We start from the raw sequence: 25,441 nt of genomic DNA, 5'->3' as shown, positions 1-25,441 counted from the left end.
CCATAAGCTTGCGTCCCAAGCGTGCCTGCACTGCAAAATTTGCATAGTGCGAAGACGCACGTAGTAACGTGAATTGTCTGATTCACCACAGCCTGGTGGTGAGAGCGTGGCGGGAAATGATGATCGAAAGGCGTGCGCCTTCGGCTGCGGCGCAGCGTTTCTGGGAAACGTTCAGGCCGAAGGCATGGGCGCGCTCTGCGCCACCGCCGCATAGCGGCCGCCGAAAAAAATCAGCGGAGCGTGTTCGTCGAGCGAGAACACCAGTACCTCACCCACGAACAACGTGTGGTCGCCGCACGGATGGCGGTCCACCACGCGCGCGGCGAAGCGGGCCGCCGCATGGTCGAGCAGCACCACGTCGGCCAGGCCTTCCACGGGCGCAAAGCGCGGCGCGAGCCAGTTCTGCGGCTCACCGGCGAAGTGGCGGCTATGCGGCTCCTGGGTCTCGGACAGCACACTCACGCCGAACAGCGTGGTCGTCATCAGGCACTCGTGCATGCGCGCGCGATGCCCGACCGAGACCACGATCAGCGGCGGTTTGAGCGAGCCCGACATGAAGGCGTTGGCGGTCATCGCGTGCAGGCGCTCGCCGCTGCCCGTCGAGATCACCACCACGCCGGTGGCGAAGCGCCCCAGCGCCTGACGAAACCGCCGTTCGTCGAAGGCCGATTGTGGGTCGGCCTGCGGTTCATCGACCTGAAGTTGAAGTGCCCTCGCCGGCATGGCCGCTCTCCTGATCGCGGCCATACTGATCGTCGAAGCGCACGATGTCGTCCTCGCCGAGATAGCCGCCCGATTGCACTTCGATCATTTCGAGCGGCGTCTTGCCCGGGTTTTCCAACCGGTGCGTGACGCCAAGCGGAATGAACGTCGACTGATTCTCCGTCAGCAGGAAACTTTCCTCGCCGCGCGTGACGCGCGCCGTACCGCACACCACGATCCAGTGTTCGGCGCGATGGTGATGCATCTGCAAGGAAAGCCGCCCGCCCGGTTTGACGACGATGCGCTTCACCTGAAAGCGCTCGCCGCGTTCGAGCGAGTCGTAAAAGCCCCACGGCCGGCCGACCTTGCGATGCTCCTGCGCCTCGGCCTCGCGCTGCGCCTTCAGGCGGCTCACCACCGCCTTGACGTCCTGCACGCGATCCTTGGCCACGACCAGCACCGCATCGGCGGTTTCGACCACCACCAGACCGCTCACGCCGACACAGGCCACCAGCCGGCCTTCCGAATGCGCGAAGCTGTCGCTCGAGCCGTCGAACATGACGCGCCCGCGCGCGACGTTGCCGTCGGCATCCTTACTCGACGCTTCCCACACCGAGTCCCACGCGCCCACGTCCGACCATCCGGCGACGAGCGGCACCGCCACGCCCGTCAGGCGCGCATCGGTGGCGACGCGCTCCATCACCGCGTAGTCGATCGAATCGGACGGACAGACGGCGAACGCATCGCGCGCGAGATGCAAGGCGCCGTCGCCATCGACCGTGGCGTGATCGAAGGCGTTCGCGCAGGCGGCCGCGATCGCCGGGCGACACAGTTCGATCGCCGCGAGCCACACCGACGCGCGCACCACGAACATGCCGCTATTCCACCAGTAATTGCCTGAAGCGACGTAGCGCTCGGCCAGTTCGGCATCCGGCTTCTCGACGAAACGTTCGATCGCGCGCGCGCCGTGACTGCCCAGCGCGACGCCCGTGCGGATATAGCCGTAACCGGTTTCCGCGCGTTGCGGCGGCACCCCGAGCGTGACGATCGCGCCATCGGCCGCGTGTCTGAGCGCCTCGGCCAGCGCCGCGCCGAACGTCGCATGATCGGCGATCAGATGATCGGCCGGCAGCGCCACGATGATCGGATCGTCGCCTGGTTCGGCCGCCGCCCGGGCGGCGAGAGCCGCGACCGTGAGCGCCGGTGCGGTGTTGCGCGGCGCCGGTTCGAGCAGCATCCGCACCGTGCGAGCGGATTTGTCGAGGCATTCGCGCGTCGGCAGACGCAACTCTTCGCTACAGACCACCAGTGGCGCGGCCTGCGCGACGCTGTGCCACGGGTCTTGCCGGTCGGCTGCCGGCGCGCCGAATGCCGCGTCGAGACGGCGTAAGGTGGCCTCCAGCAACGACTCCTCGCCCATCAGACCGATCAACTGTTTCGGATTGCGCTCGCGCGAGAGCGGCCACAGCCGCGTACCCGAGCCGCCCGCGAGGATCACCGGCTGCACGGAAAGGCGTGTGGCTGCTTCTGTGGCGTTCGCACCGTGCGTAAGCGGATTGCCGGGTTCAACAAGACGATTCATGTGCTATTCCCGTTGGTGTTCAAGCTGGTCTGATCGGTTTATTTTGTAGGTGCTGCGCCGCCCTGTTCCGCCTTCCTGCCGCGTCAGTCGAAGCGGCTGGCCGCAAACGGCTTGTGAGCGATGAAGTGGAACCACCACGTGTCGCTCTCGTCCACGTCGTCGTCGATCCGGTTGCCCTCGGTGCTGCCGAACACGGCGTCGCAATGCAGACCCACTTGCGCCAGCTGGCGGCGCTGCTCGGGCAAGGTGGTGTAGACGATCACAATGCCGAAGTTGTGAGCCGCGGCGGTCTTCACCGCATAACCGCCGTAGTCGCGATTGAGCTTCATGTTGCGCACGTAGTTCAGCGTGCCGAGCTGGAAACGCCGCATCGAACGCAGCGTGCGCCAACCGAGCTTGAGCGGGTTGACGCTGAAGTGCGGCAGCAGTTGCCAGATATTTTCCTGGTAGCCCGGACCGCCCCGATTGTGCGAGGAGAACAGCAGATAGCCGCCGGGCCGCACGACGCGGTACATCTCTTCGAGAATCTTCGTGCGATCGCTATAGTCGACGCAGTCGATACCGTTCCAGCTGAATTCGGCGAGTCCGTAATGGCCCGACTGCAACGTCGACATATCGCGCGCGTCCATGTGACGCAAGTCGCGCTGCGGGTGGCGCGTCTTCGCCATGTCGAGCAGCTTCTGCGTGTAGTCGATGCCGGTGTAGTCGTTCGAGATCGCGGTCATCAGCGGAATCGTGCGGCCGGTGCCGACGCCGATATCGAGTAGCGGCTCACCCGCGCAACGCGGCGCGAGCCATTCGAAAGCAGCCTGTTCGCCGAGGTCGGAGTAAGTCTTGTCGAGCGTAAAGACACGCGCGGCATCCGCCGAATTCCAGGCGACACGGTTGACGCGGTCCAGCTCGGATTGACTGATCATGGCGGCTCCATTAGACCTGCATGCCCATCTACGACGCTTCCCCGAATAGACGAAACGCGCGCGCGCGCTTTACAAGCCATTGGGTGGCCCGCGTATGTCGCCAGCCCGCGTTTGCCGCGCGCGAATCGCGGGCAGGAGTCGCATCGGACTGGCGCATCTCGCCAAAAGTAGTGCGGTAATAATCCTCGACGTAGTTCATCACGTTGTCCTGCGCACTCGCCGACAGGATCGCGTGATCCGTGCGCTCGCAGAAGTCCGCGCGCACGCGACCGAAGCGCCGCAGTCGCGCACCGCGCACGCCGAAGTAACGCTCGAGTTCCTCGACGCCTTCGTCGAGTACGCCATAGACCAGCCGCGTGTCGCCGCCTTGCGCACAGAGCGCGGCGATGAGGCGGCGTTCTTCGCGTGCGCCCAGTTCGAGGCCGCTCACGCGCTGCAGCCGGTCAGCCAGCGTGCTCCCGAGCCGGGACGTGAAGCGCGCGGCGAGCTTGCGCGCGACCGGCCAGCCGCCCGACTGCCCCTTGACGACACGCAGCCATTTGCGCGGCTGCGCCATCGAGCGCAGATAGCTGCGCGTCGAGCCGAACGCAGCGACCGCGATGGTGGGCTTGCCGTGTTCGTCGCAGATGTTGCGCCAGGTGAATTTCTGCAGATTGACCAGCACCGCGCCGAGCACCGCCGGCTCACGCGCCGCCGCATGCAGGCCGACGAATGCGCCCGCGCAAATGCCGAGCAGCACCGCGCCGCGATGACCTCGTGCCTTCAGCCAGCGCGCCGCGCACGCGGCGTCGTCGGCGCCCGCCTGCGCGTAGAGATCGTCGAGGCTCACCGAATCGCGCGAGGGCTGACTGTCGCCCAGACCGCGCAGATCGACGCGCAGCGAAACGATGCCCTGGCGCGCAAGACGCCGCGCGAGTTTGACGCCGAGCCGCGCATTGCCGATGCGCGAAACAGCGCCGGTGTTCAGCAGCAGCACGGCAGGCGCACTCAGATCGGCCGGCGCTTCGGGCAGGCAATAGATGCCGAACATCCGGCCTTGATCGAGCGATACAGGCGTCTCGATGACGCCCGGTTCGACGCGCTGACGCACGTCGTAGCCAGCGCAGACGTCATCCGTTGCGTCGCTCGCGCCGCGCTCGCGCGCGCCGCTCAACCAGTCGGCGATCGACTCGAACGCCGCATGCGGTATCTCGCTGTCGAGCGACTCGAGCATGAACTTGCTGTATTCGGCGAAGTCCTGCCGCGCGACCTCGAGGCCCTGCTCGCGATAGTGCGCAGTCAGCGCGTCGATGCGGGCGGGGTCCAGCGAATCGAGCAGTAACACACGCTGCGCCGGACGACTCGCGTCGCGGCGCAGGTCGACGGCACGCATGCTCTCCAGCGTGTCCTGATAGAGCCGGAAACCGTACGCTTCGACAAATGCGTCGGTGTCGGCTTCGGGCGTGCAGTCCATCGCGGCCGGAATCGACAGCCACTGACGATAATGCGCTCGCAACTCACGTTGATAGTTCTTGCCGGACAGCACGGGAGCCAGCAGCACGAGACCGTTCACATCGCCGAGTTCCTGCGCGGCGAGCGCGGCCAGCATGCCGCCCAGCCGCAGTCCGACCAGGCTGACGCGCTCCACGCCGGTAGACTCGCGCAGCAACGCCACGGCCTGCTTGATGCTGTCGATCCACGCGCGCCAGCGGCCGGGTTCGCTGGCGTCGCCGGCCGAATCGCCGGTGCCTGGATAATCGAAACGCAGTACCGGCATGCCGCGCGCAGCGAGCCGCTCGGCAAGACGGCGCATGCCGCGATACGTGCAAAGCGAGTCGTACCCGAACGGATAACACAGCACCACACCTTCGGGGCCGCGCGCCGGATGCAACCAGCCGAACTGGCCATCAAAGACTACTGGCCTCACGCTACGCTCCTCACGGGGTCTCCCGTTTGAGGCATTACAGCAAAGATTACCTGGTTCATCTGTATGCTTTGCCACATTCTTTCTGATTCCGATTTAAACGCGGGACCAGAATGAAGCGAAAAGTCGAGCGTGCGGCGAGCCATACGTTGTAAACGTAACGCGCACGCAAGCGCTCGCGCGGCGCATAGTGCCGGGAGAGCAGCAGCCGCCAGGCGGCGCCCGGCTGCCCGGCCAGCGCAAACGAGGACGACGCGCGCGGCGCAAGACGCCGCATCGCTGCGTCGCGTGCGGCCTGCGCGGGCTCCGGCACGACGCTGTCGCGCAGTTGGATGAAGGCGTGCATCGCGGGCAAGGCCTGTTTTGAAATCGCCTGCGTCGTTTCGCGCACGTCCGACACGATCTCGTTCACGAAGCAGATCGCGTTTGCGTCGAGACTGCAGCGCAAGCCGAAATCGAAGTCGCACGCGTCGCCTACTTCGGCCACGGTGCGATAGCCGATCCGGCGCGCGGTCGGCGTATCGATCAGATAACCGTTGTTCGGGAACATCTGCTCGATGCCGGCCAGCGCGGGCACCGGCAAACGCCCATCGCGCTCGGCCACGCGCCGGTAATCGCGGTTCATCCGCTCGGTGGATTCGGGCAGCGGCGTGCCGTCGTGCTGGATCACACGCTGCTTGCCGAAGGCCACGATCAGGTCCGGATAGCGTTGCCAGCAGGCGTCGAGCAGGCTCAAGGCGCGCGGATCGAGCCGGTCGTCGTCATGCAGCAGCAGCAGGCGCGCACCCTGCGCGCGCGCGAACAGGCGGTTCACATTGGCAGCCTGACCGAGGCGCGGCTGGTTGCGTTCGTAACGAATCGGACGGTCGCTGCGCAAGCGGCAACGCTCTACCACCTTCTGCGAACTATCGTCGCTCGAATCGTCGCCGATCAGGATTTCGAATTCGCGAAAGGTCTGCGCGAGACAACTGTCGATCGCTTCTTCGAGCAGGTCGGCCCGATTGCAGGCGGGTATGCAGATAGAGATCAGTTGCGCGTGCGGCGCGGATTCGCCGGCTTCGCGCTGCCTGGTGTGAAGGTCGATCATGAATGCTCCGGAAGCGGTTCGCGCAGGGTGCGTGGGGCAGCGCCCCATTACCCTCATATGATTGGCATTTAACGCTTCCGGATCGCGCCTATCTGTACGGCCACCCACATAGGTGCACGGTGCGCCAGGGCAATATCGGAACCTGCGACGGGGCCGACGCCGTCGGGCAGGCATGCATGCCTGCATGGGTGCGACTGCGCACCGACACGGGCCGGGACGAACACCACCATTACTACACGACATCAGCCGCCGGACTGCGCACCATGGAAAGAAGTATCGTCAGGAACATCTTCATCAACTTCGCAGGAGCAATCGCTCCGACGTTCGTCTCCCTCGTCACGGTGCCGGCCTATATTCACCTGATGGGCGTCGAGCGCTACGGCGTGATCAATCTGGTGTGGACCCTGATCGGCTACTTCAGCGTGCTCGATCTCGGCACGAGCCTCGCGACGGAAAACCAGATCTCCAAGGCGCGCGCCGCCAACGACGACTCCATCGAACACATTTTCTGGAGTGCCTGGTTCATGAACCTGGGCACCGGCATCGTGGGCGGGCTGCTGATCTATCTCGGTGCCTTCATCTACATCAAGCACGGCGTGAAGATCGAACCCGAGTTCCAGGGCGAGGTGCTGGCGAGCCTGCCGTGGATCGCGGTGGCCGTGCCGATCGCCAATGTGTCGTGGGTGTTTGCCGGCGCCATCAACGGAGTCGAGCGGTTCGCCAGCTTCAACATCAACCAGTTGCTGGGCACGGCCCTCTTTCAGTTGCTGCCGCTGGCGGCGATCTTCTGCTTTTCGCCGTCGCTCGCGATCGTGATTCCGGCGGCGGTGCTGGCGCGCTTCGCGGCGGGCCTGATGCTCGGCGCGGCGGCATTCCGCGCGCTCGGCATCCGCCACGTCCGGATGCCGCAATGGCGCGTGATGCTCGAACTGTTCCGCTACGGCCGTTGGATGCTGCTGTTCTCGGGTGCCGGCATGATCGCGTCGACGCTCGACCGCGTGCTGGTCGGCGCGCTGCTCGGCGCGCGCTTCGTCACCTATTACGCGACGCCGCAGAACCTCATCACGCGTCTGAATCTGCTGCCGGTGGCGATGGTCCGCACGCTGTTTCCGCGTCTGTCGGCCGTCTCGCGCACGGATGCCGACGCGCTCGCCCACAGCGCCCTCGCGTTTCTGAACGGCGCGTTCACGCCCTGCGTGATCATCGCGCTGTTCGCGCTCAAGCCGTTCCTGCTGCTGTGGCTCGGTCCGACGGTAGCGGCTGCCGCCCCAGTGGCGAGCGTGCTCGTGCTCGGCGTGTGGCTGAGCGGTCAATGCGGCATTCTGCAGATCCTGATTCAGGCGCAGACGAGCCCCGCGTCTATCGCCGGCGTGAGCTGGCTCGAATTGCCGGTGTTTGCCGGCGCGCTATGGGCCGGTATTCACTGGTTCGGGATCATGGGCGCGGGCGTCGTCGTCACCTTGAAGACCTTGTTCGACTACGGCGTGTTACTGGCCTTTGCCCGGTTGCATGTGTGGACCATCGTGCGCAACATGCTGGCGCATCTTGGCTTCCTGCTGGTGGCGCTCGCGCTCGCCGACTCGGTGAGCGCGATGCCCACGCTGATCGTGTCGGCGATCGTACTCGCGGCGGCCAATCTCGGGATGTCGCTGCATGGTTCGAGCGAACTGCGCAACGTGGTCTACAAGGTGTGGACGCGCTTCACGCTATCGCTGAACTAGGTTTCGGCTTCAGTTCAGCCTGACGCCCATCTGACGTGCCAGTTGAAGCGCATGCATCGCATGCGCTTCAACTGGCCATCCCTACCCGCTAAAGCACTTTCACAAGCCGCTGCTCGATTGCGTAACCGCATCCGCTACGCCGAGTCCGGCCGGGCCGATCCGCGAAGTCGCGATATCGCGTGAGCTCATCGTCGCAAACCGACGTGGCTGGCAGCTGGCCAGCGTGCGTTCGTAGATCGCCAGATAGCCGTCGCTCACACGCTGCGCGCTGAACTTGTCGAGATTCTGCGGGGCGCGCGCAGCCAGCGCAGCGTGCGTGTCGCGCTCGGTGAGAAGTTGTCCGAGCGCCCCGGCCAACGTAACCGGATCGTGTGCCGGCACCAGGACGCCCGCTTCGCCGCCATCGAGCATTTCCGGATTGCCGCCGACGCGCGTCGCGACGATCGCCCGCCCCATCTCGCGCGCTTCGGAGAGCACCAGGCCGCCCGGCTCGTTATGCGAGGCCAGCACGAAGATATCGGCCTGCGCGAGATAGGCGCGCGGGTCCGCCACGAAACCTTCGAAGCGGGTGGACTGCGTCACACCGAGTTGCTCCGCGAGTGCCTCCATCGCGGCCCGGTCGGGACCCTCGCCGACCAGATACAGCACCGCCTCGGGTACCCGCTCGCGCAGCAGCGCGAACGCGTGCAGCAGATCGCGAATGCCCTTTCTTTCATACAGCCCTGCCACCGTGACGACGCACGGATGCGCGAGTTGCGGCAACCGCGGCACAGGCTTGTCCGCCAGCCGCGGCGTACCGACCGTGCCGTTACGCACCACGCTCAGGCGCGCCTTCGGAATACCGCGCCGCGCCATCGCGTCCGACACTGCTTCGCTCACGGCCACCACGCAATCGCCGACCCGCATCAGGTTGGCGCTCTTCTGGAATTCGTTGTGCACGGTCGTGATCAACACGAAGCGCCGCCGGATCACACCGAGACGCGCGATCAACGCACCGGTCATCATGTGCGCGTGCACGACATCGGGGTCGATCTGCGCGACGAGCCGGTTGAAACCCGCGATCATCGCCGGTAGCCGCGACGGCCGCGGCGCCTGCGGCAGCAGCACATGACGCACGCCGTGCCGCGCCAGCAATGCCTCGAAGCCGCCGCCGCCGGAGGCGACCGTGACGTCGTGGCCGGCGCGCGCCTGCAGGCAGGCCAGGTCGACCATGACGTTGACGATGCCGTTACCGACACTCTGCGCATGATTGGCGAGATGGATGATTTTCATGGGTTCGCTGAAACGTCAGTGGGTTTATCCGGGGCAGCTGCGAGCGGCGCGCCGGGTGGCGTGAAGCGATACATCAGCGCTTTGCCGTAGGCGTCTTCCTCGACCAGCACGAGGTATTCGCCGCTGGCCAGACGGTGGGCGGTCATCGGCATCGGCACGTCGACCCAGCCGCTCTTCGAGCCGACTTCCTGGCCCGGCATGAGACGGCCTGCTTCGTGGCCGTTGGCGCTGTCGTAGACACGCACGAAGGCGCTGCGCGTCTCGACCGCGAACACGTAGTCGCCCGCCACCGCGATGCCGTTGATCGACACCCAATCCGGCGCGCCGCGATCAGGCAAGCCGATCATGTAGCGCAGCACCGGCTTGCCGCTTTTCCAGTGGTCGTAACGAGCCAGCTGCGAGCCCGCGCTATTCCAGTTGTCCTGAACGAAGGGATGCTCCGGCGTGGAGCCGGAGACGTACATCGTGTCGGTCTCGGGGAAATAATTCAGCCGCGCGACCCGGTTGAACGGTGCGGGCGTCGCGTACTGCCGCATCGCCTCATAGCGGTAAACCGGATTGCCGACCCGGTCGAAGCCCTGCAACGGAAAACAGCGGATGCCCTGCGATTCCGTGCCTTGCCAGATGTCGCCCCGGCTATCCACCCACCAGCCGCGCAACTCCGGCGCGTTGGCGCCGCCGGTGGCCTGATCGAACGCCGCCGGAGAAAAATCGCCCTTGCCCGTCAGGTCGCGCCAGATCCATTCGCCATGCGGCGGCTGGTTCGGCGGCCAGGCGCCGTCGATGTGTCCGCGCGCGAAGAGTCCGGCGGGAATCGCGGTCTCGCGGTCGTCGGCGAACCGGTAGATGCGCAGGTACGCCGAGAACATGTCGGTGGTGAACAGCAGGCGATGCCCGCGCACGTCGCGCACCATCGGCATGCCGCGCTGTCCGCCGAGACCCAGATGAAAGTACGGATCGTACGGATAGCGGAAACGGTCCGCGGTGTAGCCGGCATACGACCATTCCTCGCCCGCCGGGCGCGACAGATCGAGCGTGAAACGCTTGCTGCCGCTATACACCGAAGGCGGCTCGCCATCGACGAACTGCGCGCCGTCCACGAACAGCAGGCCCTGCAGACTGAAACGCTGCTTGCCGGCGGGCGTATAGCTTTCGAGCAGCGCGCCGTCGAAGGTGCTCTGCCGCGAGTCGATGGGACGCGGCCCGGCATTGTTCATCGACACATACAGGTTGCCGCTCCGGTCCACGCCTACGCCGGTCAGCCCATTGAAGCGCTGCGGCCCGGGTGTGCCTTCCCGGCCCGCAAAAATGCCGCCCTGCTGTCCGAAGCTCGTCGACAGTTGCATCCCCGCTCCCTGCTGGGTCGTCCCGGCGGGCCCTTGCGCGGGGTCCGCGGTGTAGATCAGGATTTGCTGGCGCACGCCGTTGTCGGCGATCAGCAGGCGGCCATGCGTATCGACCGCGAGGTCCACCGGCACCACGCCGTCCGGCAGCGACAATTCGCCCAGACGTGCACCATTGCGCGCATGGTGGACCACGCGATGCGCGCCGTCTGTGCGGCTGTTCTCAATGATCCACAACGAACCGTCGGGCGCGAGCGCGAGGCGCCCCGGTTCGCGCACCGGAAAGGCGGCGACCGCCTGCATGGTCTGCGCGTCGAACACCTGGACGCGGTTATCGAGCGGGTTCGAGACGAACAGACGCGTGTCGTCGGCGGCGAGTCCGCGGATCGCGTAGTCGGTCTTGTCGGAATAAGTGGCAATCTGCAGATACGCGAGACGGGTGCCGGGCGGAAACCTGACCTGACCCGCGAACGGCACGCCATCGCGAATATCGAAGCGGCTGCGCCGCGACACGCCGGTCCAGAGCTCGCCCTCACGCGGCCCCGCGCGATGCTTGACGCTTTCGTTGCCCAGCGTGCTGATGGTCTGCGCCGCGTACACGTATTCGTCGTTGACGGCGATCGCGTCGCCGCCGAGCATGCCCCAGCCATGCGACTCGCCGCCGTGGCGAACCAGTTCGCCGTTACGGTACTGGCCGATCTCGCCGCCGCTCTCGTCCCAGGGAGCATTCGTGAACACATCGCCGTCGGGTGTCACGGCAATCGCCTGGACGTCGATCTGCATCCAGCGATGATCCGCGTTGCCCCACGTGTTGCCGACCCATGACGTCCGGTAGCTGAGCGACGGATGCGCGGCAGCCGCGCGCGCCTCGGCGGCAGGCCGGCTGGCCGATGCCACGGCGCCAGGCGCTGCCGGGGTGTCGGGCGCAAGCGCCGCCGGCACCGGTCCGCGCGCCGCACTGCCCGACTCGCCGGTAGCGAGCAGCACCAGGATCGGCAAGGCCACGGCGGCCGCGCAGACCAGGCGCTCGAAAGTTTTCCGTGCAGTGCGTTGCATGCTCGCCGGCGCGTCAGAACGCGCTGATCGCCTCGCGGTAGACCTGCGCGACCTGCGCCGCGACCACCGGCCGGTCGAAACGCTGTCGCGCATAAGCGCGGCAGGCTTTGGAATCGGGCAACTTGCGCTGGCCGAGCAGTACATCGGCAATGCCTTCGCCGATCGCCCTGAAGCCGCCCGAAGACAGCACCATCTCGCTCGACAGCGGGGCCACCGCCTCCGGCAATCCACCCACCGGCGTCACCAGCACCGGTGTGCCGGCGGCGAGCGACTCGATGGTCGTGAGCCCGAAACCTTCCAGCGACACCGTCGGCACCACCGAAAGGTCGGCCGCGCGATACCAGAGCGGGACCTTGTCGTCGGCGACGAAGCCGGCCAGCTTTACGTTGTTCTCGAGTCCGCGCGCGATGATGCGTGCCTGCAATTGCGCTTCGAGCGGGCCCTTGCCGGCGATCGTCAGGAGTACGTCGGGCAGCACCGGCTTGACGATCGCCATCGCGTCGATCAGATCTTCGAGGCCCATGCGCGAAACGAGGCGCCGCATGCAGAACAGGATCGGCCGGTCGAGCGGCAAACCGAGCCGCTTGCGGGCCTGCTGCTTCGTCACGCGCGTATCGAACTGGGCGACGTCCACACAACCCGGCACGATGCGGATGCGATCCTCGCGCACGCCGTAGGTTTCGTGCAGCAGGCGACCGAATGCCTGCGACAGCACGATATGACGCGTGCCGCCGCGATACACGAAACGCTCCAGCGCGATGCGCATGGCGCGCGACCAGCCGCCCCCGCCGCCCGGATACGATTCGGCGGCCCACGGTCCGTGAAAATGCACGACTTTCGGCACGCGATGGAACACGCCTACCGTCGGCGCGGCATACAGCGCGAAATGCGTGGCGACGACATCGGGCACCTTGGCTGCGCGTAGCGCACGCGACTGCATCCGCGAGCCCCACAGCCGCGCGCCGAGTTGTTCCTGGGCCCCCGCGAAGGCCAGCACGCGGCCACCGGACGAGTCGAATACGCCGGGGCTGCCCGCCACCATGCCGCGCACGTTGACGCCCTGCTCGGGCAAGGTGTCGATCAGCGCCTTGAACATGCGGTCGAGCCCGCCTGGCCGTTCGTTGAACCAGTGCATGCCGATTTGCAATGAATCGATCGGGGGCTGGCTCATAGTTCCACCGGCGCGGTCGCGCAGCCTGCCGGCAAGGCGCGTGCGGCGCGCCGCGCCTGCACCTGCTCGTAGACCGAGAGATAGCGCTCCGCCATCGTCTGCCAGTCGAGGGTAGCCGCCACGTCGCGCGCGGCCTCGCCCAGGCGTCGCGCGTGCTGCGGGTCGCCGGCCAGTCGTCCGATTGCCTCCGCCAGTGCGGCGGCGTCGTCGGGATCGTCGAGCACGATGCCGCTGCTCGCGCTGATTACTTCCGCCCCGCCCGCCGTGCGCACGGTGATGACCGCGAGGCCGGCCGAGAGCGCTTCGAGCAGCACCAGACCCATGGGTTCGTAACGCGACGGAAACACGAAGGCGTCGACCGAGCGCATCAGCGCGGGCATGTCCATCACCATGTCCGTGAAGTGAACCCGCTCCTTCAGTCCGAGCGATTCCGCCAGCGCCGGATAGGGGCTGTTGTGCAGAATGCCCGCGACGGCGAGGTGCACGTCGGCGGAAGTCCGGGTGAGCGCGTGCAGTACGGTGTCGAGATTTTTGCGCGACATGCGCAGATCGCCCGCGAACAGCAGCATGAACGGACCATCCGGCAAGCCGAAGCGGGCTCGCTGTGACGGCCCCGGCGTGAATTCGTCGAGGTCGACGCCGTTATGGATCACCTGCACGCGTGCCGCACCGAGGCCCAACGCCCGCACCTCGCCCGCCACCTTCTGCGAGACCGGCACGATCACCTCGGCATGCCGGAAGGCCCATTTTTCGCAGGCGATGTTCAGCAAGGTGTAGATCACCTGGTACGCGTCATACAGGCTGTGCGTGAGTCGAAACGGATAAAAGCCGCAGCGATACCAGCCGTCGTGAACGAAGTGCGCCGCGTTGACATCGGCACGCGCCCATGCAATGAAACCGTTCACGTGCACCACGTCGAATTGGTCGCGATGTGCGCGAATCCACGCGCCGCAGCGCCACGCGAACATCTGGTATTGCAGGAGCCGCGTCGGCAACCGGCTGATGGCGATCTGCACGAAACGCACATTGGGATGCTGCACGAGTTCGGGCGCGGCTTCGGCGGCGAGCAGCGTCACGCTGTGGCCGGCGGCGAGCGCCGCCAGCACGATTTCATAGTTGACGCGCCCCTGGCCGTCGTTTTTGCGCACGACATGCGTGACGATCAATATCCGCATCCTGTTGTCCTTCATCGGAATCGCGTGGAGTTAGGAGAGGACGCCGCGGCGCTCAGCGCCTGGCGCTCGCGCGCATAGCGCAGCGAAATCACCGGCAAGGTGACGCCGAGATAGAAGAACATCCCCGACACCGCGTTGAGCGTGTTGATGAAAATCATCATCGAAAAAATCGCGACGGCCACACCGACGCCGGAGATCGCCAGCAGGTCGGTGGGATGCAGACGGCTCGCGCGATACGCGCGCCACATCAGCATCAGCACGCCGGTCGTGTACAGCAGCGTGCCGGGCCAGCCCATCACGATCGGCACTTCCATCAGGCCACTGTCGAAATCGACCATGGTGGCCGAGGACTTGTCGTCGGATAGCTTGGTGCCCAGGCCGATCGTGCCGAGCCCCTTGCCGGCGATGTCGGTCAACGCCGAGGCAAAGAAACTCTTGTAGAACTCGGTGCGCGACTGATAGCTGCTGTCCTCGGTGATGTTCTGCATCGTGCTGAAGCGTTTGAGCACGGGCTCCGAGACCTGGTCGATCATCATCAACGGCGCGGCCATCACGACGAGGCCCAGCACGCCCGCCAGCAGACGCCGGCGGCTCTTGCCGTCGAGCATGAAGAACGAATAGATCAGCGCGATCGTGAAGCCGCCCCAGGTGCTGCGCGCGCTGGTGAGCAGCAGCGCGGGAATGCCCACGCAGCCCAGCACGACACGCGCTTTGCCGCGTGCGGCGAGCGACATCAGCAGAATCGTCATGAGCGTGACGGCGAACGGGCCGCACGAATTCATCGTGCTGCTGATGCGCATGCCGAACGGCACCGGCTGCCCTTCGGACTCCATCTTCGAGGCGAGCAGCCAGAACACGTCCCACGGCAGCGGCCTGACGAATTCGATCAACCCGTACACGCTCATCAGCAAGCCGCCGAACACGAAGCTCTTCAGCAGGACGCGGTGATAGTCGGGATAGTGGCGCCACGTGATGGTCAGATAAAACGCCACCATCACCGGATAGAGCCAGTTGATCAACGTGTAGGTCGACGCCGCCGGCCCGACCTGCACCATGCCGACGATATACGCGTAGAACAGCGCGATCACGATCAGCACCAGCGGCGCGGCGCGGCGCTGCCCGAGCAGCGAGACATGCTTGAGCAGGGTGAGGCCGGTGAGCGCCACCGCCAGCAAGGGCGCGATCATGATCGGGCTTTGCTGGTTGAACGAGCCGTTCATGAAGTCCGCGAGACGGCGCACTTCCGGCGTGAGGAAAAACAGCCAGCAGACGAAGCCGAGGTAGTGCGCGGGCGAGCGCCAGTACAACACCAGCGCGACGCCGAACGCGCCCGCCGGAAAGAAGAACTCGAGGAGCTTGCCCTGGTGCAGGATGACGAGCAGCAGGCTCACCCCGAACAGGAACAGCGGCAGGAGCAGCGGACGGAGCAGGCCTTTACCGCGCACCATCGCATTTGGCGTAGTGGGCGAAGGCATACGGGCATCCGGCACACGGGCATCCGGCGTACGGGCACCTGCCGGCCGTTGACCCACGCCCGCCGGCAGCCTCACCTGTGCGCTGGACGGCGTGACCAGCATGCGCCCCATCACAGCAACTCGAAGGTGTTGACGAGCGCGGCGCCGTCGCGCTCACGCCGCCGCATGCCAAAGCGCGGCTGGCTGCCGCGCACCTGACGCGTCAGGCCGATGAACGGCACGCCGTGTTCGAGATACGGGCCTTCGGTCTTGCGAAATCCGAACTGTTCGTAGAAATCGCGCAAGCCGAGCGGCGCGCTCACGCGCGCGGCGCGGCCCGGCCAGCGCTCGGCAATCGCCTGCAGCACGCGTTCGAGCAGTAGCTCGGCGGTGCCGTCGCCGCGGCGCAGCGGGCTCGTCAGGACTTTATCGATGGTGATTTCCGGGTCCTCGGCGTCGCCCGGCTGCAAACGGGCGTAAGCCACGATCGGCATCGGCCGCGCGATGTCCTCGAGCGCGAAAACGTGCAGTGCGCCTTCATCGCGACCGTCGGCGTCGAGACACACGTGCGATTGTTCGACGACGAACACCGCACTGCGGGCCCGCAAGATCAGATACAACTCGCGTGCCGAAAGCTGCTCGAATTCCAGCGTTTTCCAGTTCATCACGTTCCCCCAGCGGTCAATGAGTTCAACGAGGCCGGTATCGCGCGCCGCCCCCCACGGCCTGGCTCGAGACATCGGCCAGTTGTCATGGCTACACGGTACGTCCGCAATACGCCTGCTTCCGTGCGCCATCGCACTGACGCTGGGCTTTGACAATTCTTAAATACGACTTATCGCGAAACGGCCGCGCGCCGCGGCAAGGCGTACGAAAAATCGATCATGTCGGTTCGTTTTAAGTCGGCACTATCCGAGAGACCGTTGAACAACTGGGGGCACCTCACCATGAAAACTGCATTGCGCCGCATCCTTTCCGAATCGGCCCGCCTGGATGTCCCGCCGGACAGCCTTGCGGACGACGCCGACCTGTACGCCGCCGGCCTGTCATCGCTCGCGACCGTGCATCTGATGCTGGCCATCGAAGACGAATTCGGCATTGAAATTCCCGACCGTCTGCTGACACGCCGGCTGTTCTCCAGCATCGACTCGATGGCCGCCGCGGTCACTGAGCTGCAACAGGCGAAGGCGGCAGCATGAACGCCCCGCTGCTGGACGCGGCCGCCACGGCGGCGCCGCTGGCCCAGACTCCGCTTCAGGCCGACGCCGGCGTCGGGCTTGCCGCGGTCGAAGCCGAACCCGGCTGGCGCGCCGCCGCGCAGCGTTGCGCGGCGGTGGCCGCGCAGTTCGCCGACTCGGTGGATCGCGAAGCGCGTTTTCCTCGCGAAGCATTCGACGCGCTCAAGCGCGAACGCCTGCTTTCGGCGATGGTGCCGGCCGTGTTTGGCGGCGCAGGACTGTCGCTGGCGGACATCGGCGCGATCTGCGAGACGCTTGCGCAAGGCTGTGCGTCGACCGCGATGGTCTACGCGATGCATCAGATTCAGGTGGCCTGTATCGAAGCGCACGGCAGCGATTCGCCGTGGCAGCGGCGCCTGCTCGCGCAACTCGTCGAGCAGCAATGGCTGCTGGCTTCAGCGACTTCGGAAGAGACTATCGGCGGCAATATGCGCACCAGCGCGTGCTCGGTCGAGCTCGACGGCGCGCGCTTTCGCATCGAAAAGCTCGCGCCGACGATTTCGTACGGCGCGCACGCCGACGGCATTCTGGTCACCGCGCGCCGCACCGCCGAAGCGGCCGCAGCCGATCAGGTGCTGATCGTCGCGTTACGCGAAGAAACGCAGCTGGAAAAGCGCGGCGGCTGGGATTCGATGGGCATGCGCGGCACCTGCAGCGAGGGCTTCCGGCTGGTCGCCACGGGCCTCGCCGAACAGATCCTGCCGACGCCCTTCGCCGAGATCGCCGATCAGACCATGCTGCCGGTGTCGCACACACTCTGGGCCTCGGTCTGGACCGGCGTGGCGGGAGACGCGGTGAATCGCGCCAAAGCCTTCTTCCGCGCGCAAGCCCGCTCGACGCCCGGTTCGGTGCCGCCCGCCGGCCTGCGCCTCGCCGAGGCCGTCGGTCTGCTGCAGATGATGCAGGCGCGTCTGTCGGTCGCGCTGGAGGCGGCCCGTGCGGCCCACCACGCACGGCATGGCGGCTCGCAAGCCGACGCGCCGCTCGCGGCGCAGCTCGGTTTCGCCTCCGATATGAACACGCTGAAAACGAGCATCTCGACCACCGCCCTGCAGGTCGTTCAGGAAGTCCTGATGATCTGCGGCATGGCGGGTTACAAGAACGGCACGCCGTACAGCGTCGGACGCCATATGCGCGACCTGTACTCCGCGCCGCTGATGATCAATAACGACCGCATCGCGCAAAACACCGCGAGCCTGTTGCTCGCGCAGCGCCCGGCCGCTCCGGGGAGAGTCTGAGATGAACACGATGACCGATGCCGCCGCGCTGGCGGCCGCCGCGCCCGCCGAACTGGCGCCCTCGCTGACCCTGCGCGACGAACTGATCGCCGCGGGCCTGCTGATCGACACCGGCGAAAACGGCCTGTACGGTCGCAGCCAGATTTTCGAAGACGTGGTGGACCGCCTGAACGTGGCGATCACGCACCTCGGCGCGGATCAGGATGCCGAAGTCCTGCGCTTTCCGCCGGCCATGCGCCGCACCGACTTCGAAGATAGCGAATATCTGAAGAGTTTCCCGAATCTGGCCGGCACGATTCACTCGTTCTGCGGCAACGACATGGGCCACCAGCGTCTGCTGCGCGCCCTCGACGACGCCATGACCGCAGGCGACGACGAGCGCAGCGACGAATGGATGGCGCAGCAGAAGCCCACCCGCGTGGTGCTGACGCCGGCCGCCTGCTATCCGATCTATCCCGTGATGGCGCGGCGCGGCCCGCTGCCCGCCGGCGGCCGCACGATCGACGTGCTGTCGTACTGCTTCCGCCATGAACCGTCGCTCGATCCGGGTCGCATGCAGATGTTCCGCCAGCGCGAATACGTGCGCCTGGGCAGCCCCGACCAGGTGATGGCGTTTCGTCAGATGTGGATCGAACGCGGCTCGCTGCTGATCGATCTGCTGCAACTGCCGGTCGAAGTGGATCTCGCCAACGACCCGTTCTTCGGCCGTGGCGGCAAGATCGTCGCCGACAGCCAGCGCGCCCAGGCCCTCAAGTTCGAACTGCTGATCCCGATCGCCGACCCGCGCGGCAAGACCGCCTGCCTGTCGTTCAACTATCACATGGACCACTTCGGCGCGATCTGGAAGATTGCCTGCGACGACAGCACGGTGGCGCATACCGGTTGTGTCGGCTTCGGCATGGAGCGCATCACGCTTGCGCTGTTCCGCCATCATGGCCTCGACGTGAACGCCTGGCCCGACGACGTGCGCGCCCTGCTGTGGGGCGACACCGAAGCGCGCGTGGCGCACGGACTCGACGAGACGAAGGCGCAGCGCGCCGGAGAGCACGTATGAACCCGCACCTGACTTCCGCGCAGAAAAGTTCGCCCACCGCGTTCGCGCCGCCGCCTCGTCGCCTCGATCTGCCCGTTCAGCGCAGCGCGGCCGGCACCGGCTTGCGGCAACACGCGCCGCATGCCCTGCATCAAGGCGAACGCGTGTGGCAGGAGACCAACTGCTACGTCGACCTGTGGATCGAACTGCTACACGGCTTCGGACTCGATCCGCGCGCCGCGTTCGGCTTCACCGTCACACAGGATTTCGAAGGCGACCAGTTCACCTTCTTCAAATTCCCACTGGAAGACATCGAGCGGCTGTACGGCACCCAGGTGCAGGAACTGGCGATTTACGACTCGCTCGAAGCCCGCGTGCTCGCGCAGACCCAGCGCGGCCATACGGTGCTGGTGGAAGTGGATGGCTACTATCTGCCGAATACGCGCGCCACGTCGTATCGCCGCGAGCATCCGAAGACCACGGTGGGCATCGACTTCATCGATCCGGTCGCGCATCGGCTCGGCTATTTCCATAACACCGGCTATCACCGCCTCGACGGCGAAGATTACGACGGCGTGTTCCGCAAGCTGCCGCAATTCGCGCAGCAGCCGGACCTGCTGTTTCCGTATGTGGAATTCGCCAAGCAGGCGCGGCCCGCGCTGGAAGGCACCGCGCTCGCGGAGGCGTCGGCGGAATTGTTGTGCGCGCATCTCGCGCGGCGTCCGCTGACCAACCCGATTTCGCAATGGCGCGCGGCCTTTCCCGCCCATCTGGAGATGCTGCTCGAACGCGGCGAAGCGTTCTTCCATCCGTATTCGTTCAACCTGATGCGGCAACTCGGCGCGAACTTCGAGTTTCTCTCGAAGTATCTGCTGTGGCTGTCCGCGCAAGGCTTCGAGATTCCGGCGACGATCCCGGCGGCCGCGCAGAGCATCGCGTCGGAATCGATGGTGATGCAGTTCCGGCTGGTGCGGGCGATCGCACGCGGGCGCCGCGATTTGTGCGACGACTGCTTCGACGTGCTCGAAAGCGCTTATGAAAAGACGCTGCCGCCGCTCGCGGCGCTGGTGCTGTGAAGCGGCGTCGCTCCTGAAGCGTGGAATCGCGCGCTTCGGAGACTGCTTCAACCATCGCTCAATAGACTTCCCGGGGACTTGCCGTGGATGACCTGATGCTCGACCCGGCTCCCGTTGAAGGCGTCGCCGCGATCGCGGCCGACACGCCCGCCGCACCGGATGTCTGGCCGCAACCGCTCGACACGGGCTGGCAGTGCGTGAGCACGGCGGCGGGCGCCTGCGCGTCGCCCGCCGATTTACCCGCGCATGGCTGGCTCGCCGCGCAAGTGCCCGGCACGGTGGCCGGCGCGCGCACCGCCGCCGGACTTTTCGACGCGCTCAATCCCGCGCCGCTCGCCTTCGACGATCATTGGTATCGCCTCACGCTCGACGGCTACGGCAAACGCCGCCTGCGGCTGCACGGCCTCGCTACGCTTGCCGAAGTCTGGCTCGATGAACGCAGGCTGCTCGATTCCGACTCGATGTTCGTCGCGCACGATCTCGACATCGAACTGCACGGCAGCGCGACGCTCGCGCTGTGCTTTCGCTCGTTGACACCGGCGTTGGAGGCCAGGCGCTCGCGTGCGCGCTGGCGGCCACGGCTGGTGTCGCCACCGACGTTGCGCAACGTGCGTACCACCCTGCTCGGCCATATGCCCGGCTGGTGTCCTTCGGTGCAGGCGGTCGGTCCGTGGCGCCCAATTGAAATACTGAGCGACGCGCCCCACGCCTTCGATAAGGTCGACGTGGCGACCCGCCTCGATGCCGACGACGGCGTTGTTTCGCTTACGCTACATTTCGTTCATCCGCACGACGCCGCCACCAGCCGTGCGTCGCTTGAATGCGGCGCTTCTGTTTCGTCTTTGCAATGGTCCGATGCGTGCACACTGACCGGCAACGTGCGTGTCCCTCACGCTGAACGCTGGTGGCCCCACACGCATGGGGCGCCCACTTTATATCCTCTGACGTTGCAACTCGATGACACGGGTGCAGCTTCCGTTACCACGTCCCATACGCTGGGTTCGGTCGGCTTTCGCCGCATCGAAGTGGATCGCGGCGCGGACGGAATGGGTTTCGCCTTGCGTATCAACGACGTGCCGGTGTTCTGCCGCGGCGCGTGCTGGACCAGCGCGGACCTCGTCACGCTCGCCGGCAGCGAGGCGCAACTGCGTCACACCTTCGAGCTGGCTCGCGACGCGGGCATGAACATGCTGCGCGTGGGCGGCACCATGGTGTACGAATCCGATACGTTCTACACACTCGCCGACGAATACGGACTGCTCGTCTGGCAAGACTTCGCGCTGGCGAATTTCGACTACCCGAACGACGCGGCATTTCGCGCTTCCGTCGAACAGGAGGCCAGTCAGTTTCTGATCCGCACGCGGCGCTTTGCAGCGCTGGCGGTGTTATGCGGCGGCAGCGAAGTCGACCAGCAGGCAGCCATGTTCGGCCTGCCCGCCTCCCTGCGCGCCCAACCGCTCTTCACCGAACACTTGCCTGCGGTGGTCGCACGCGAGCGGCCGGATGTCGCGTATGTCAGCAATTCGCCGATTGGCGGCGCGTGGCCGTTTTCGACTAATGAGGGCATCACTCACTATTACGGCGTCGGTGCGTATCAACGTCCGCTCGACGATGTGCGCCGCTCGCAGGTTCGTTTCGCCGCCGAGTGTCTGGCGTTCGCCAACGTCCCCGACGATGCGACGCTGCACGAGGCGCTCGGCACGATCCACGCCCACGACCCGCGCTGGAAAGCCGCCGTGCCGCGCGACCCCGGCGCGGGCTGGGATTTCGACGACGTGCGCGACCACTATCTGGACACGCTGTATGGCGTCGAACCCGCCCGGTTGCGCTACGAGGATCCGCAGCGCTACCTGGATCTGTCGCGCGCGGTGGTCGCCGAATTGATGAGCGACGTCTTCGCCGAATGGCGTCGCGCCGGCTCGTCCTGCGGCGGCGCATTGGTCTGGCAGCTGCAGGATTTACGCGCCGGCGCGGGCTGGGGCTTGATCGACGCCACAGGACGGCCTAAAAGCGCCCTGCACGGCCTCGCGCAGGCGCTGCAACCCATACAGGTGGTCATCACCGACGAAGGCCTCAACGGCCTCGATATCCATCTGCTCAACGAGCGCGCGCAAACGTTGCAACTGACGCTGGAGCTAGTGTGCCTGCGTGACGGCAGCGTCAAGGTGGCGTCGGCGAGCCGTGCGGTCGATCTCGCGCCGCACAGCGTGCAACGTCTGAGCGCGGCCGAGTGTCTCGGTCAGTTCTTCGATTTCACCCACGCTTACCGTTTCGGCCCGCGCGCGCACGACGTCACGATCGCCACGCTGCGCGACACGGCGAGCGGGCGCATCGTCGCGGAAGCCTTTCATCTGCCGCAGCGGCGCGCGACCGAGCGCCACGACTGCGGCCTGAACGTCGCCGTGGAGCGCGGTGCCGACGGCACTAGCTGGCAGCTCGTGATCGAAGCAAAACGCTTTGCACGTTTCGTTCATATCAATGACACGCACTTCCGGGCCACGCGCGACTGGTTCCATCTGCCGCCGAATCGTCCCTGCGTCGTGCCGCTCGTGCCACGCGAGCGACTGGTTGCGAGCGCATCCAACGCCGCGTTTAAAGCAGACGCAACATGTGCGACGCCGGCCGGCGAAGTCCATGCGCTCAATGCGATATCCGCCACGTTCTACGGATAAACGTCGCGCTGATCTAGCCATACCTTGGCAAGCCGCATAAAACCTCGCGATGCGCGAATCCAACTGTCTGGTCTGCGGATTAAGTGTTGGGTTTTGTGCGACTTTCGTGACGCCATAAAGATCAACCGTGCGACAGCGTACACAGCGTATTGAACACATCTGAATCATTTCCGGCACATCCCGGACAGCGCCTGAAAGCGTACTTCGAGGGGCTTTCGCACGGTTGCGAGACCCTCCACGAGAGCCCGTCCAGCAGGCACTAAGCCAATCCGATCAAGCACTTGACTCGAATAAAAATAGCTCGCGAAAGGCGGACCCGCGGAACGGCCGTTGTACAGAATTGAAACAAAAAGTCACATTTAGCTTCGCGACTGGCTAACGGCAACATCGCTGCGCCGCACCAGTGCTCGTTTTCCCTATCCTTGGCACGGTCCTCGCTAATAGGAGATTGCAACACCGCATCACCGCAAACGGGATCTACAAAAACAGCGGCGATGCATCAAGGCCAATACGGGGCCGATCCTGTTTATCCATTGCTGCTCGCCAGGCAGCTGTCGTTTTTTAACGGAAACAGGCTTCGGATCAAAATCAGAAGTCACGCAGCGCGTGGCTTCACGCGAGGACCGATCATGTTGACACTGCAATCAGATCTGCACGGTAACCATTTGCTCGGCGCATTGCCGTCGCACGAATGGCAAGCACTAGCTCCCCACCTCGAACTGGTTCACCTGCGCAATGAACAGTTGCTGTGTGATTCCGGTCAGCGCATTCATCACGTGTACTTTCCGACTACCGCCATCATCTCGATGCTCTCGACGATGGAAGACGGCAGCTCGGTCGAAATCGCCGCGGTCGGCCGCGAAGGTATGACGGGCGTGCCCGTGCTCACGGGCGGCGAAACCATGCCGAACCGCGTGCAGGTGCAATGCGCCGGCTTCGCTTACCGCATGAGCGCACAAGCGCTCAAGCAGCAGTTTGCCCGCTCGGATTTCCTGCGCCGCCTGATGCTGCTGTACATGCACGCTCTGCTCACGCAAGTCGCGCAAACCGCGGCCTGCAATCGCCATCACGCACTGAACAAGCAATTGTGCCGGTGGCTCCTGATCGAAGTGGACCGCGTGGCCTCGAACGATCTGACAGTGACCCAGCAGCTGATCGCCGACATGCTCGGCGTGCGCCGCGAGGGGATTACGGAAGCGGCCGGCAAGTTGCACGACGAAGGTCTGATCCACCACAGCCGCGGCCATATCAAGGTGCTCGACCGCAAGGGCCTCGAAGCACGTGCCTGCGAGTGCTACGGCCTCGTCAAGCGCGAATTCGATCGCCTGCTGCCGCGTCTGCGCCAGGCCGAAACGGTGGAATAAAGTCTCGTCCCGCTCGTCTTCTGAGTAGAGTCAGCTATGTTCAGGAATACTGCGCGTTGCCTCGATGCACTGTTCGTGATCGCGGGCGGCCTGCTCGCTCACTGGATGCGCTTCTCCACGCCGATTGCTTTATCGGATACGGAGCGCCTCCTGATCGCGTTCAACTGTGTGCTCGTGCTGCTGCTGTTTCCGGGCTTCGGTGTCTACGATACGTGGCGTGGCAAGTCCTTACCCGCGATGCTCGCGAGGGTGGCCGCCGCGTGGCTGGTGGTGGTAGCCGCCGCGCTCGTGCTGGCGTTCACGCTGCATCGTATGGATGCGGTGTCGCGTTTGTGGTTCGGCTATTCCACGCTGATGTCCGGCGCGTTGATCGTCGTCACCAAGTGCCTCGTGCACGTGGCGCTGCGCAGCGTGCGGCGCCGTGGGATGAATTACCGCACGGTGGCGATCGTCGGCGCGCCCGGTTTCTCGCGCACGCTGCTCGCTCACCTCGAACATGCGCCGCAAGCCGGCTTCAAGCCGGTGTGTGTGTTCGACACCAGCGTCGAGGGCTGCGCCGCGTATGGCGCTCGCCTGAACCGGCTGCCGGTGCTGACCGATCTGGATGCGTTCGCCACCAAGGTGCGTGACGAGCATGTGAACGAGGTGTGGCTCGCGCTGCCGTTGTCTGAAGAACATACGATCTATCGCTTCACGCGCATGTTCAGACACGACTTCGTGAATCTGCGTTTCATTCCCGACGTGCGCAGCCTCTCGCTCTTTAATCATGCGCTGGTCGATGTCGTCGGCTTACCGACGCTCAATCTGAACGCGACGCCGGTGTCGCCGCCGCAGATGTGGCCCAAGCTGATCTTCGACCGCCTGTTCGCGACCGCCGCCCTGCTCGCGCTCGCGCCGGTGTTCGTCGTGCTCGCGATCGGCATCAAGCTGGGTTCGCCGGGGCCGGTGTTTTTCCGGCAGACCCGCAAAGGCGTGGACGGCCAGCCGTTCGCGATCTACAAGTTTCGCTCGATGACGGTGCATCACGAAGCGCATGGCCAGGTGACGCAAGCCTCGCGCAACGACACGCGCATCACGAAGCTCGGCGGCTTCATGCGCCGCACGAGCCTCGATGAATTGCCGCAGTTTCTGAACGTGCTGCTCGGGCAGATGTCGGTGGTGGGTCCGCGGCCGCATGCGATCGAACACGATGATCTCTACAAGGATCAGGTGTACGGCTACATGCACCGTTATCGCATCAAACCGGGCATCACCGGCTGGGCTCAGGTCAACGGCTACCGCGGTGCCACCACCAAGGTGGAAAAGATGGAAGCGCGCGTGAAGTTCGATCTGTTCTATATCCACAACTGGTCGTTCTGGTTCGACATGAAGATCGTCTTCATCACGATCTTCAAGGGCTTTGTCAGCCGCAACGCATTCTGAATCAAGCAAATAACC

General features: G+C 65.4%; 19 protein-coding genes. 8 read left to right on the top strand and 11 right to left on the bottom strand.

Annotated elements, in window-relative coordinates; genetic code table 11:
- Positions 1-171: 171 nt before the first annotated feature.
- The 5 genes from FQ705_RS17315 to FQ705_RS17295 form a co-directional block, all read right to left on the bottom strand.
- Positions 172-723 carry a flavin reductase family protein gene (locus FQ705_RS17315; protein ID WP_144143194.1) on the bottom strand — a complete coding sequence of 184 codons (552 nt, stop codon included), beginning with the start codon at positions 721-723 and terminating at the stop codon, positions 172-174.
- Complete coding sequence (locus FQ705_RS17310; protein ID WP_144143192.1) at positions 689-2,284, bottom strand: mannose-1-phosphate guanylyltransferase/mannose-6-phosphate isomerase; 1,596 nt, start codon at positions 2,282-2,284, stop codon at positions 689-691. Before FQ705_RS17310 ends, FQ705_RS17315 begins: the two co-directional genes overlap by 35 nt.
- Before the next feature lie 83 nt (positions 2,285-2,367).
- Positions 2,368-3,201, bottom strand: coding sequence for a class I SAM-dependent methyltransferase (locus FQ705_RS17305; protein ID WP_144143190.1), 834 nt, complete (start codon positions 3,199-3,201; stop codon positions 2,368-2,370).
- Positions 3,202-3,229: 28 nt separating this feature from the next.
- On the bottom strand, positions 3,230-5,107 hold the full coding sequence (locus FQ705_RS17300) for an alpha/beta fold hydrolase (protein WP_144143188.1): 1,878 nt from the start codon (positions 5,105-5,107) through the stop codon (positions 3,230-3,232).
- A 55-nt stretch (positions 5,108-5,162) separates the two neighbouring features.
- Positions 5,163-6,191 carry a glycosyltransferase family 2 protein gene (locus FQ705_RS17295; protein ID WP_144143185.1) on the bottom strand — a complete coding sequence of 343 codons (1,029 nt, stop codon included), beginning with the start codon at positions 6,189-6,191 and terminating at the stop codon, positions 5,163-5,165.
- Positions 6,192-6,454: 263 nt separating this feature from the next.
- Here FQ705_RS17295 and FQ705_RS17290 point away from each other — a divergent pair, with 263 nt between their 5' ends.
- Positions 6,455-7,912, top strand: a complete 1,458-nt coding sequence (locus tag FQ705_RS17290) for an oligosaccharide flippase family protein (protein WP_144143183.1) — start codon at positions 6,455-6,457, stop codon at positions 7,910-7,912.
- Positions 7,913-8,011: 99 nt separating this feature from the next.
- On the opposite strand, the gene FQ705_RS17285 is transcribed toward FQ705_RS17290, so the two are convergent.
- The 6 genes from FQ705_RS17285 to FQ705_RS17260 are packed head-to-tail and all read right to left on the bottom strand — an operon-like array spanning position 8,012 to position 16,048.
- Complete coding sequence (locus FQ705_RS17285) at positions 8,012-9,184, bottom strand: glycosyltransferase (protein ID WP_144143181.1); 1,173 nt, start codon at positions 9,182-9,184, stop codon at positions 8,012-8,014.
- A complete protein-coding gene (locus tag FQ705_RS17280) occupies positions 9,181-11,583 on the bottom strand; it encodes a hypothetical protein (protein WP_144143179.1) in 2,403 nt (800 codons plus the stop codon). The genes FQ705_RS17285 and FQ705_RS17280 overlap by 4 nt, the downstream gene beginning before the upstream one ends.
- A gap of 13 nt (positions 11,584-11,596) precedes the next feature.
- A complete protein-coding gene (locus FQ705_RS17275; RefSeq protein ID WP_144143177.1) occupies positions 11,597-12,754 on the bottom strand; it encodes a glycosyltransferase family 4 protein in 1,158 nt (385 codons plus the stop codon).
- Positions 12,751-13,929 (bottom strand): glycosyltransferase family 4 protein, encoded by a 1,179-nt coding sequence (locus tag FQ705_RS17270; RefSeq protein WP_144143560.1) that lies wholly within the window; start codon positions 13,927-13,929, stop codon positions 12,751-12,753. Before FQ705_RS17270 ends, FQ705_RS17275 begins: the two co-directional genes overlap by 4 nt.
- A gap of 11 nt (positions 13,930-13,940) precedes the next feature.
- Positions 13,941-15,515 (bottom strand): O-antigen ligase family protein, encoded by a 1,575-nt coding sequence (locus FQ705_RS17265; RefSeq protein ID WP_144143175.1) that lies wholly within the window; start codon positions 15,513-15,515, stop codon positions 13,941-13,943.
- Positions 15,515-16,048, bottom strand: a complete 534-nt coding sequence (locus FQ705_RS17260; RefSeq protein WP_144143173.1) for a GNAT family N-acetyltransferase — start codon at positions 16,046-16,048, stop codon at positions 15,515-15,517. Before FQ705_RS17260 ends, FQ705_RS17265 begins: the two co-directional genes overlap by 1 nt.
- 282 nt (positions 16,049-16,330) lie before the next feature.
- On the opposite strand from FQ705_RS17260, the gene FQ705_RS17255 reads away from it, so the two are divergent.
- The 7 genes from FQ705_RS17255 to FQ705_RS17225 all read left to right on the top strand — a co-directional run bounded on the left by FQ705_RS17255 (position 16,331) and on the right by FQ705_RS17225 (position 25,426).
- Positions 16,331-16,582: an acyl carrier protein gene (locus FQ705_RS17255; protein ID WP_144143559.1), complete on the top strand. Its 252-nt coding sequence runs from the start codon at positions 16,331-16,333 to the stop codon at positions 16,580-16,582.
- Positions 16,579-17,859, top strand: a complete 1,281-nt coding sequence (locus tag FQ705_RS17250; protein ID WP_144143171.1) for an acyl-CoA dehydrogenase family protein — start codon at positions 16,579-16,581, stop codon at positions 17,857-17,859. The genes FQ705_RS17255 and FQ705_RS17250 overlap by 4 nt, the downstream gene beginning before the upstream one ends.
- A 1-nt stretch (position 17,860) precedes the next feature.
- A complete protein-coding gene (locus tag FQ705_RS17245; RefSeq protein WP_144143169.1) occupies positions 17,861-18,913 on the top strand; it encodes an amino acid--[acyl-carrier-protein] ligase in 1,053 nt (350 codons plus the stop codon).
- The gene (locus tag FQ705_RS17240) at positions 18,910-19,968 is read left to right on the top strand and encodes a DUF1839 family protein (RefSeq protein WP_144143167.1); all 1,059 of its coding nucleotides are present in this window, start codon (positions 18,910-18,912) and stop codon (positions 19,966-19,968) included. Before FQ705_RS17245 ends, FQ705_RS17240 begins: the two co-directional genes overlap by 4 nt.
- A gap of 95 nt (positions 19,969-20,063) precedes the next feature.
- Positions 20,064-22,640: a glycosyl hydrolase 2 galactose-binding domain-containing protein gene (locus tag FQ705_RS17235; protein ID WP_409934722.1), complete on the top strand. Its 2,577-nt coding sequence runs from the start codon at positions 20,064-20,066 to the stop codon at positions 22,638-22,640.
- A gap of 629 nt (positions 22,641-23,269) precedes the next feature.
- Positions 23,270-24,004 carry a Crp/Fnr family transcriptional regulator gene (locus tag FQ705_RS17230; protein WP_144143163.1) on the top strand — a complete coding sequence of 245 codons (735 nt, stop codon included), beginning with the start codon at positions 23,270-23,272 and terminating at the stop codon, positions 24,002-24,004.
- 36 nt (positions 24,005-24,040) lie between these two features.
- The gene (locus FQ705_RS17225; RefSeq protein WP_144143161.1) at positions 24,041-25,426 is read left to right on the top strand and encodes an undecaprenyl-phosphate glucose phosphotransferase; all 1,386 of its coding nucleotides are present in this window, start codon (positions 24,041-24,043) and stop codon (positions 25,424-25,426) included.
- Positions 25,427-25,441 lie beyond the last annotated feature (15 nt).

It is taken from the genome of Paraburkholderia sp. BCC1884 (genome assembly GCF_900996225.1).
Classification (GTDB): domain Bacteria; phylum Pseudomonadota; class Gammaproteobacteria; order Burkholderiales; family Burkholderiaceae; genus Paraburkholderia.
Note: the sequence above shows the minus strand (reverse complement) of the source record. Positions and strands in the feature narration are given on the sequence as shown.

Coding starts and splice junctions, on each gene's coding strand:
- FQ705_RS17250 (WP_144143171.1), top strand. CDS start 16,579: ATGAACGCCCCGCTGCTGGACGCGGCCGCCACGGCGGCGCCGCTGGCC.
- FQ705_RS17290 (WP_144143183.1), top strand. CDS start 6,455: ATGGAAAGAAGTATCGTCAGGAACATCTTCATCAACTTCGCAGGAGCA.
- FQ705_RS17265 (WP_144143175.1), bottom strand. CDS start 15,515: ATGGGGCGCATGCTGGTCACGCCGTCCAGCGCACAGGTGAGGCTGCCG.
- FQ705_RS17280 (WP_144143179.1), bottom strand. CDS start 11,583: ATGCAACGCACTGCACGGAAAACTTTCGAGCGCCTGGTCTGCGCGGCC.
- FQ705_RS17225 (WP_144143161.1), top strand. CDS start 24,041: ATGTTCAGGAATACTGCGCGTTGCCTCGATGCACTGTTCGTGATCGCG.
- FQ705_RS17235 (WP_409934722.1), top strand. CDS start 20,064: ATGCTCGACCCGGCTCCCGTTGAAGGCGTCGCCGCGATCGCGGCCGAC.
- FQ705_RS17295 (WP_144143185.1), bottom strand. CDS start 6,191: ATGATCGACCTTCACACCAGGCAGCGCGAAGCCGGCGAATCCGCGCCG.
- FQ705_RS17230 (WP_144143163.1), top strand. CDS start 23,270: ATGTTGACACTGCAATCAGATCTGCACGGTAACCATTTGCTCGGCGCA.
- FQ705_RS17310 (WP_144143192.1), bottom strand. CDS start 2,284: ATGAATCGTCTTGTTGAACCCGGCAATCCGCTTACGCACGGTGCGAAC.
- FQ705_RS17260 (WP_144143173.1), bottom strand. CDS start 16,048: ATGAACTGGAAAACGCTGGAATTCGAGCAGCTTTCGGCACGCGAGTTG.
- FQ705_RS17240 (WP_144143167.1), top strand. CDS start 18,910: ATGAACCCGCACCTGACTTCCGCGCAGAAAAGTTCGCCCACCGCGTTC.
- FQ705_RS17275 (WP_144143177.1), bottom strand. CDS start 12,754: ATGAGCCAGCCCCCGATCGATTCATTGCAAATCGGCATGCACTGGTTC.
- FQ705_RS17315 (WP_144143194.1), bottom strand. CDS start 723: ATGCCGGCGAGGGCACTTCAACTTCAGGTCGATGAACCGCAGGCCGAC.
- FQ705_RS17285 (WP_144143181.1), bottom strand. CDS start 9,184: ATGAAAATCATCCATCTCGCCAATCATGCGCAGAGTGTCGGTAACGGC.
- FQ705_RS17305 (WP_144143190.1), bottom strand. CDS start 3,201: ATGATCAGTCAATCCGAGCTGGACCGCGTCAACCGTGTCGCCTGGAAT.
- FQ705_RS17255 (WP_144143559.1), top strand. CDS start 16,331: ATGAAAACTGCATTGCGCCGCATCCTTTCCGAATCGGCCCGCCTGGAT.
- FQ705_RS17270 (WP_144143560.1), bottom strand. CDS start 13,929: ATGCGGATATTGATCGTCACGCATGTCGTGCGCAAAAACGACGGCCAG.
- FQ705_RS17245 (WP_144143169.1), top strand. CDS start 17,861: ATGAACACGATGACCGATGCCGCCGCGCTGGCGGCCGCCGCGCCCGCC.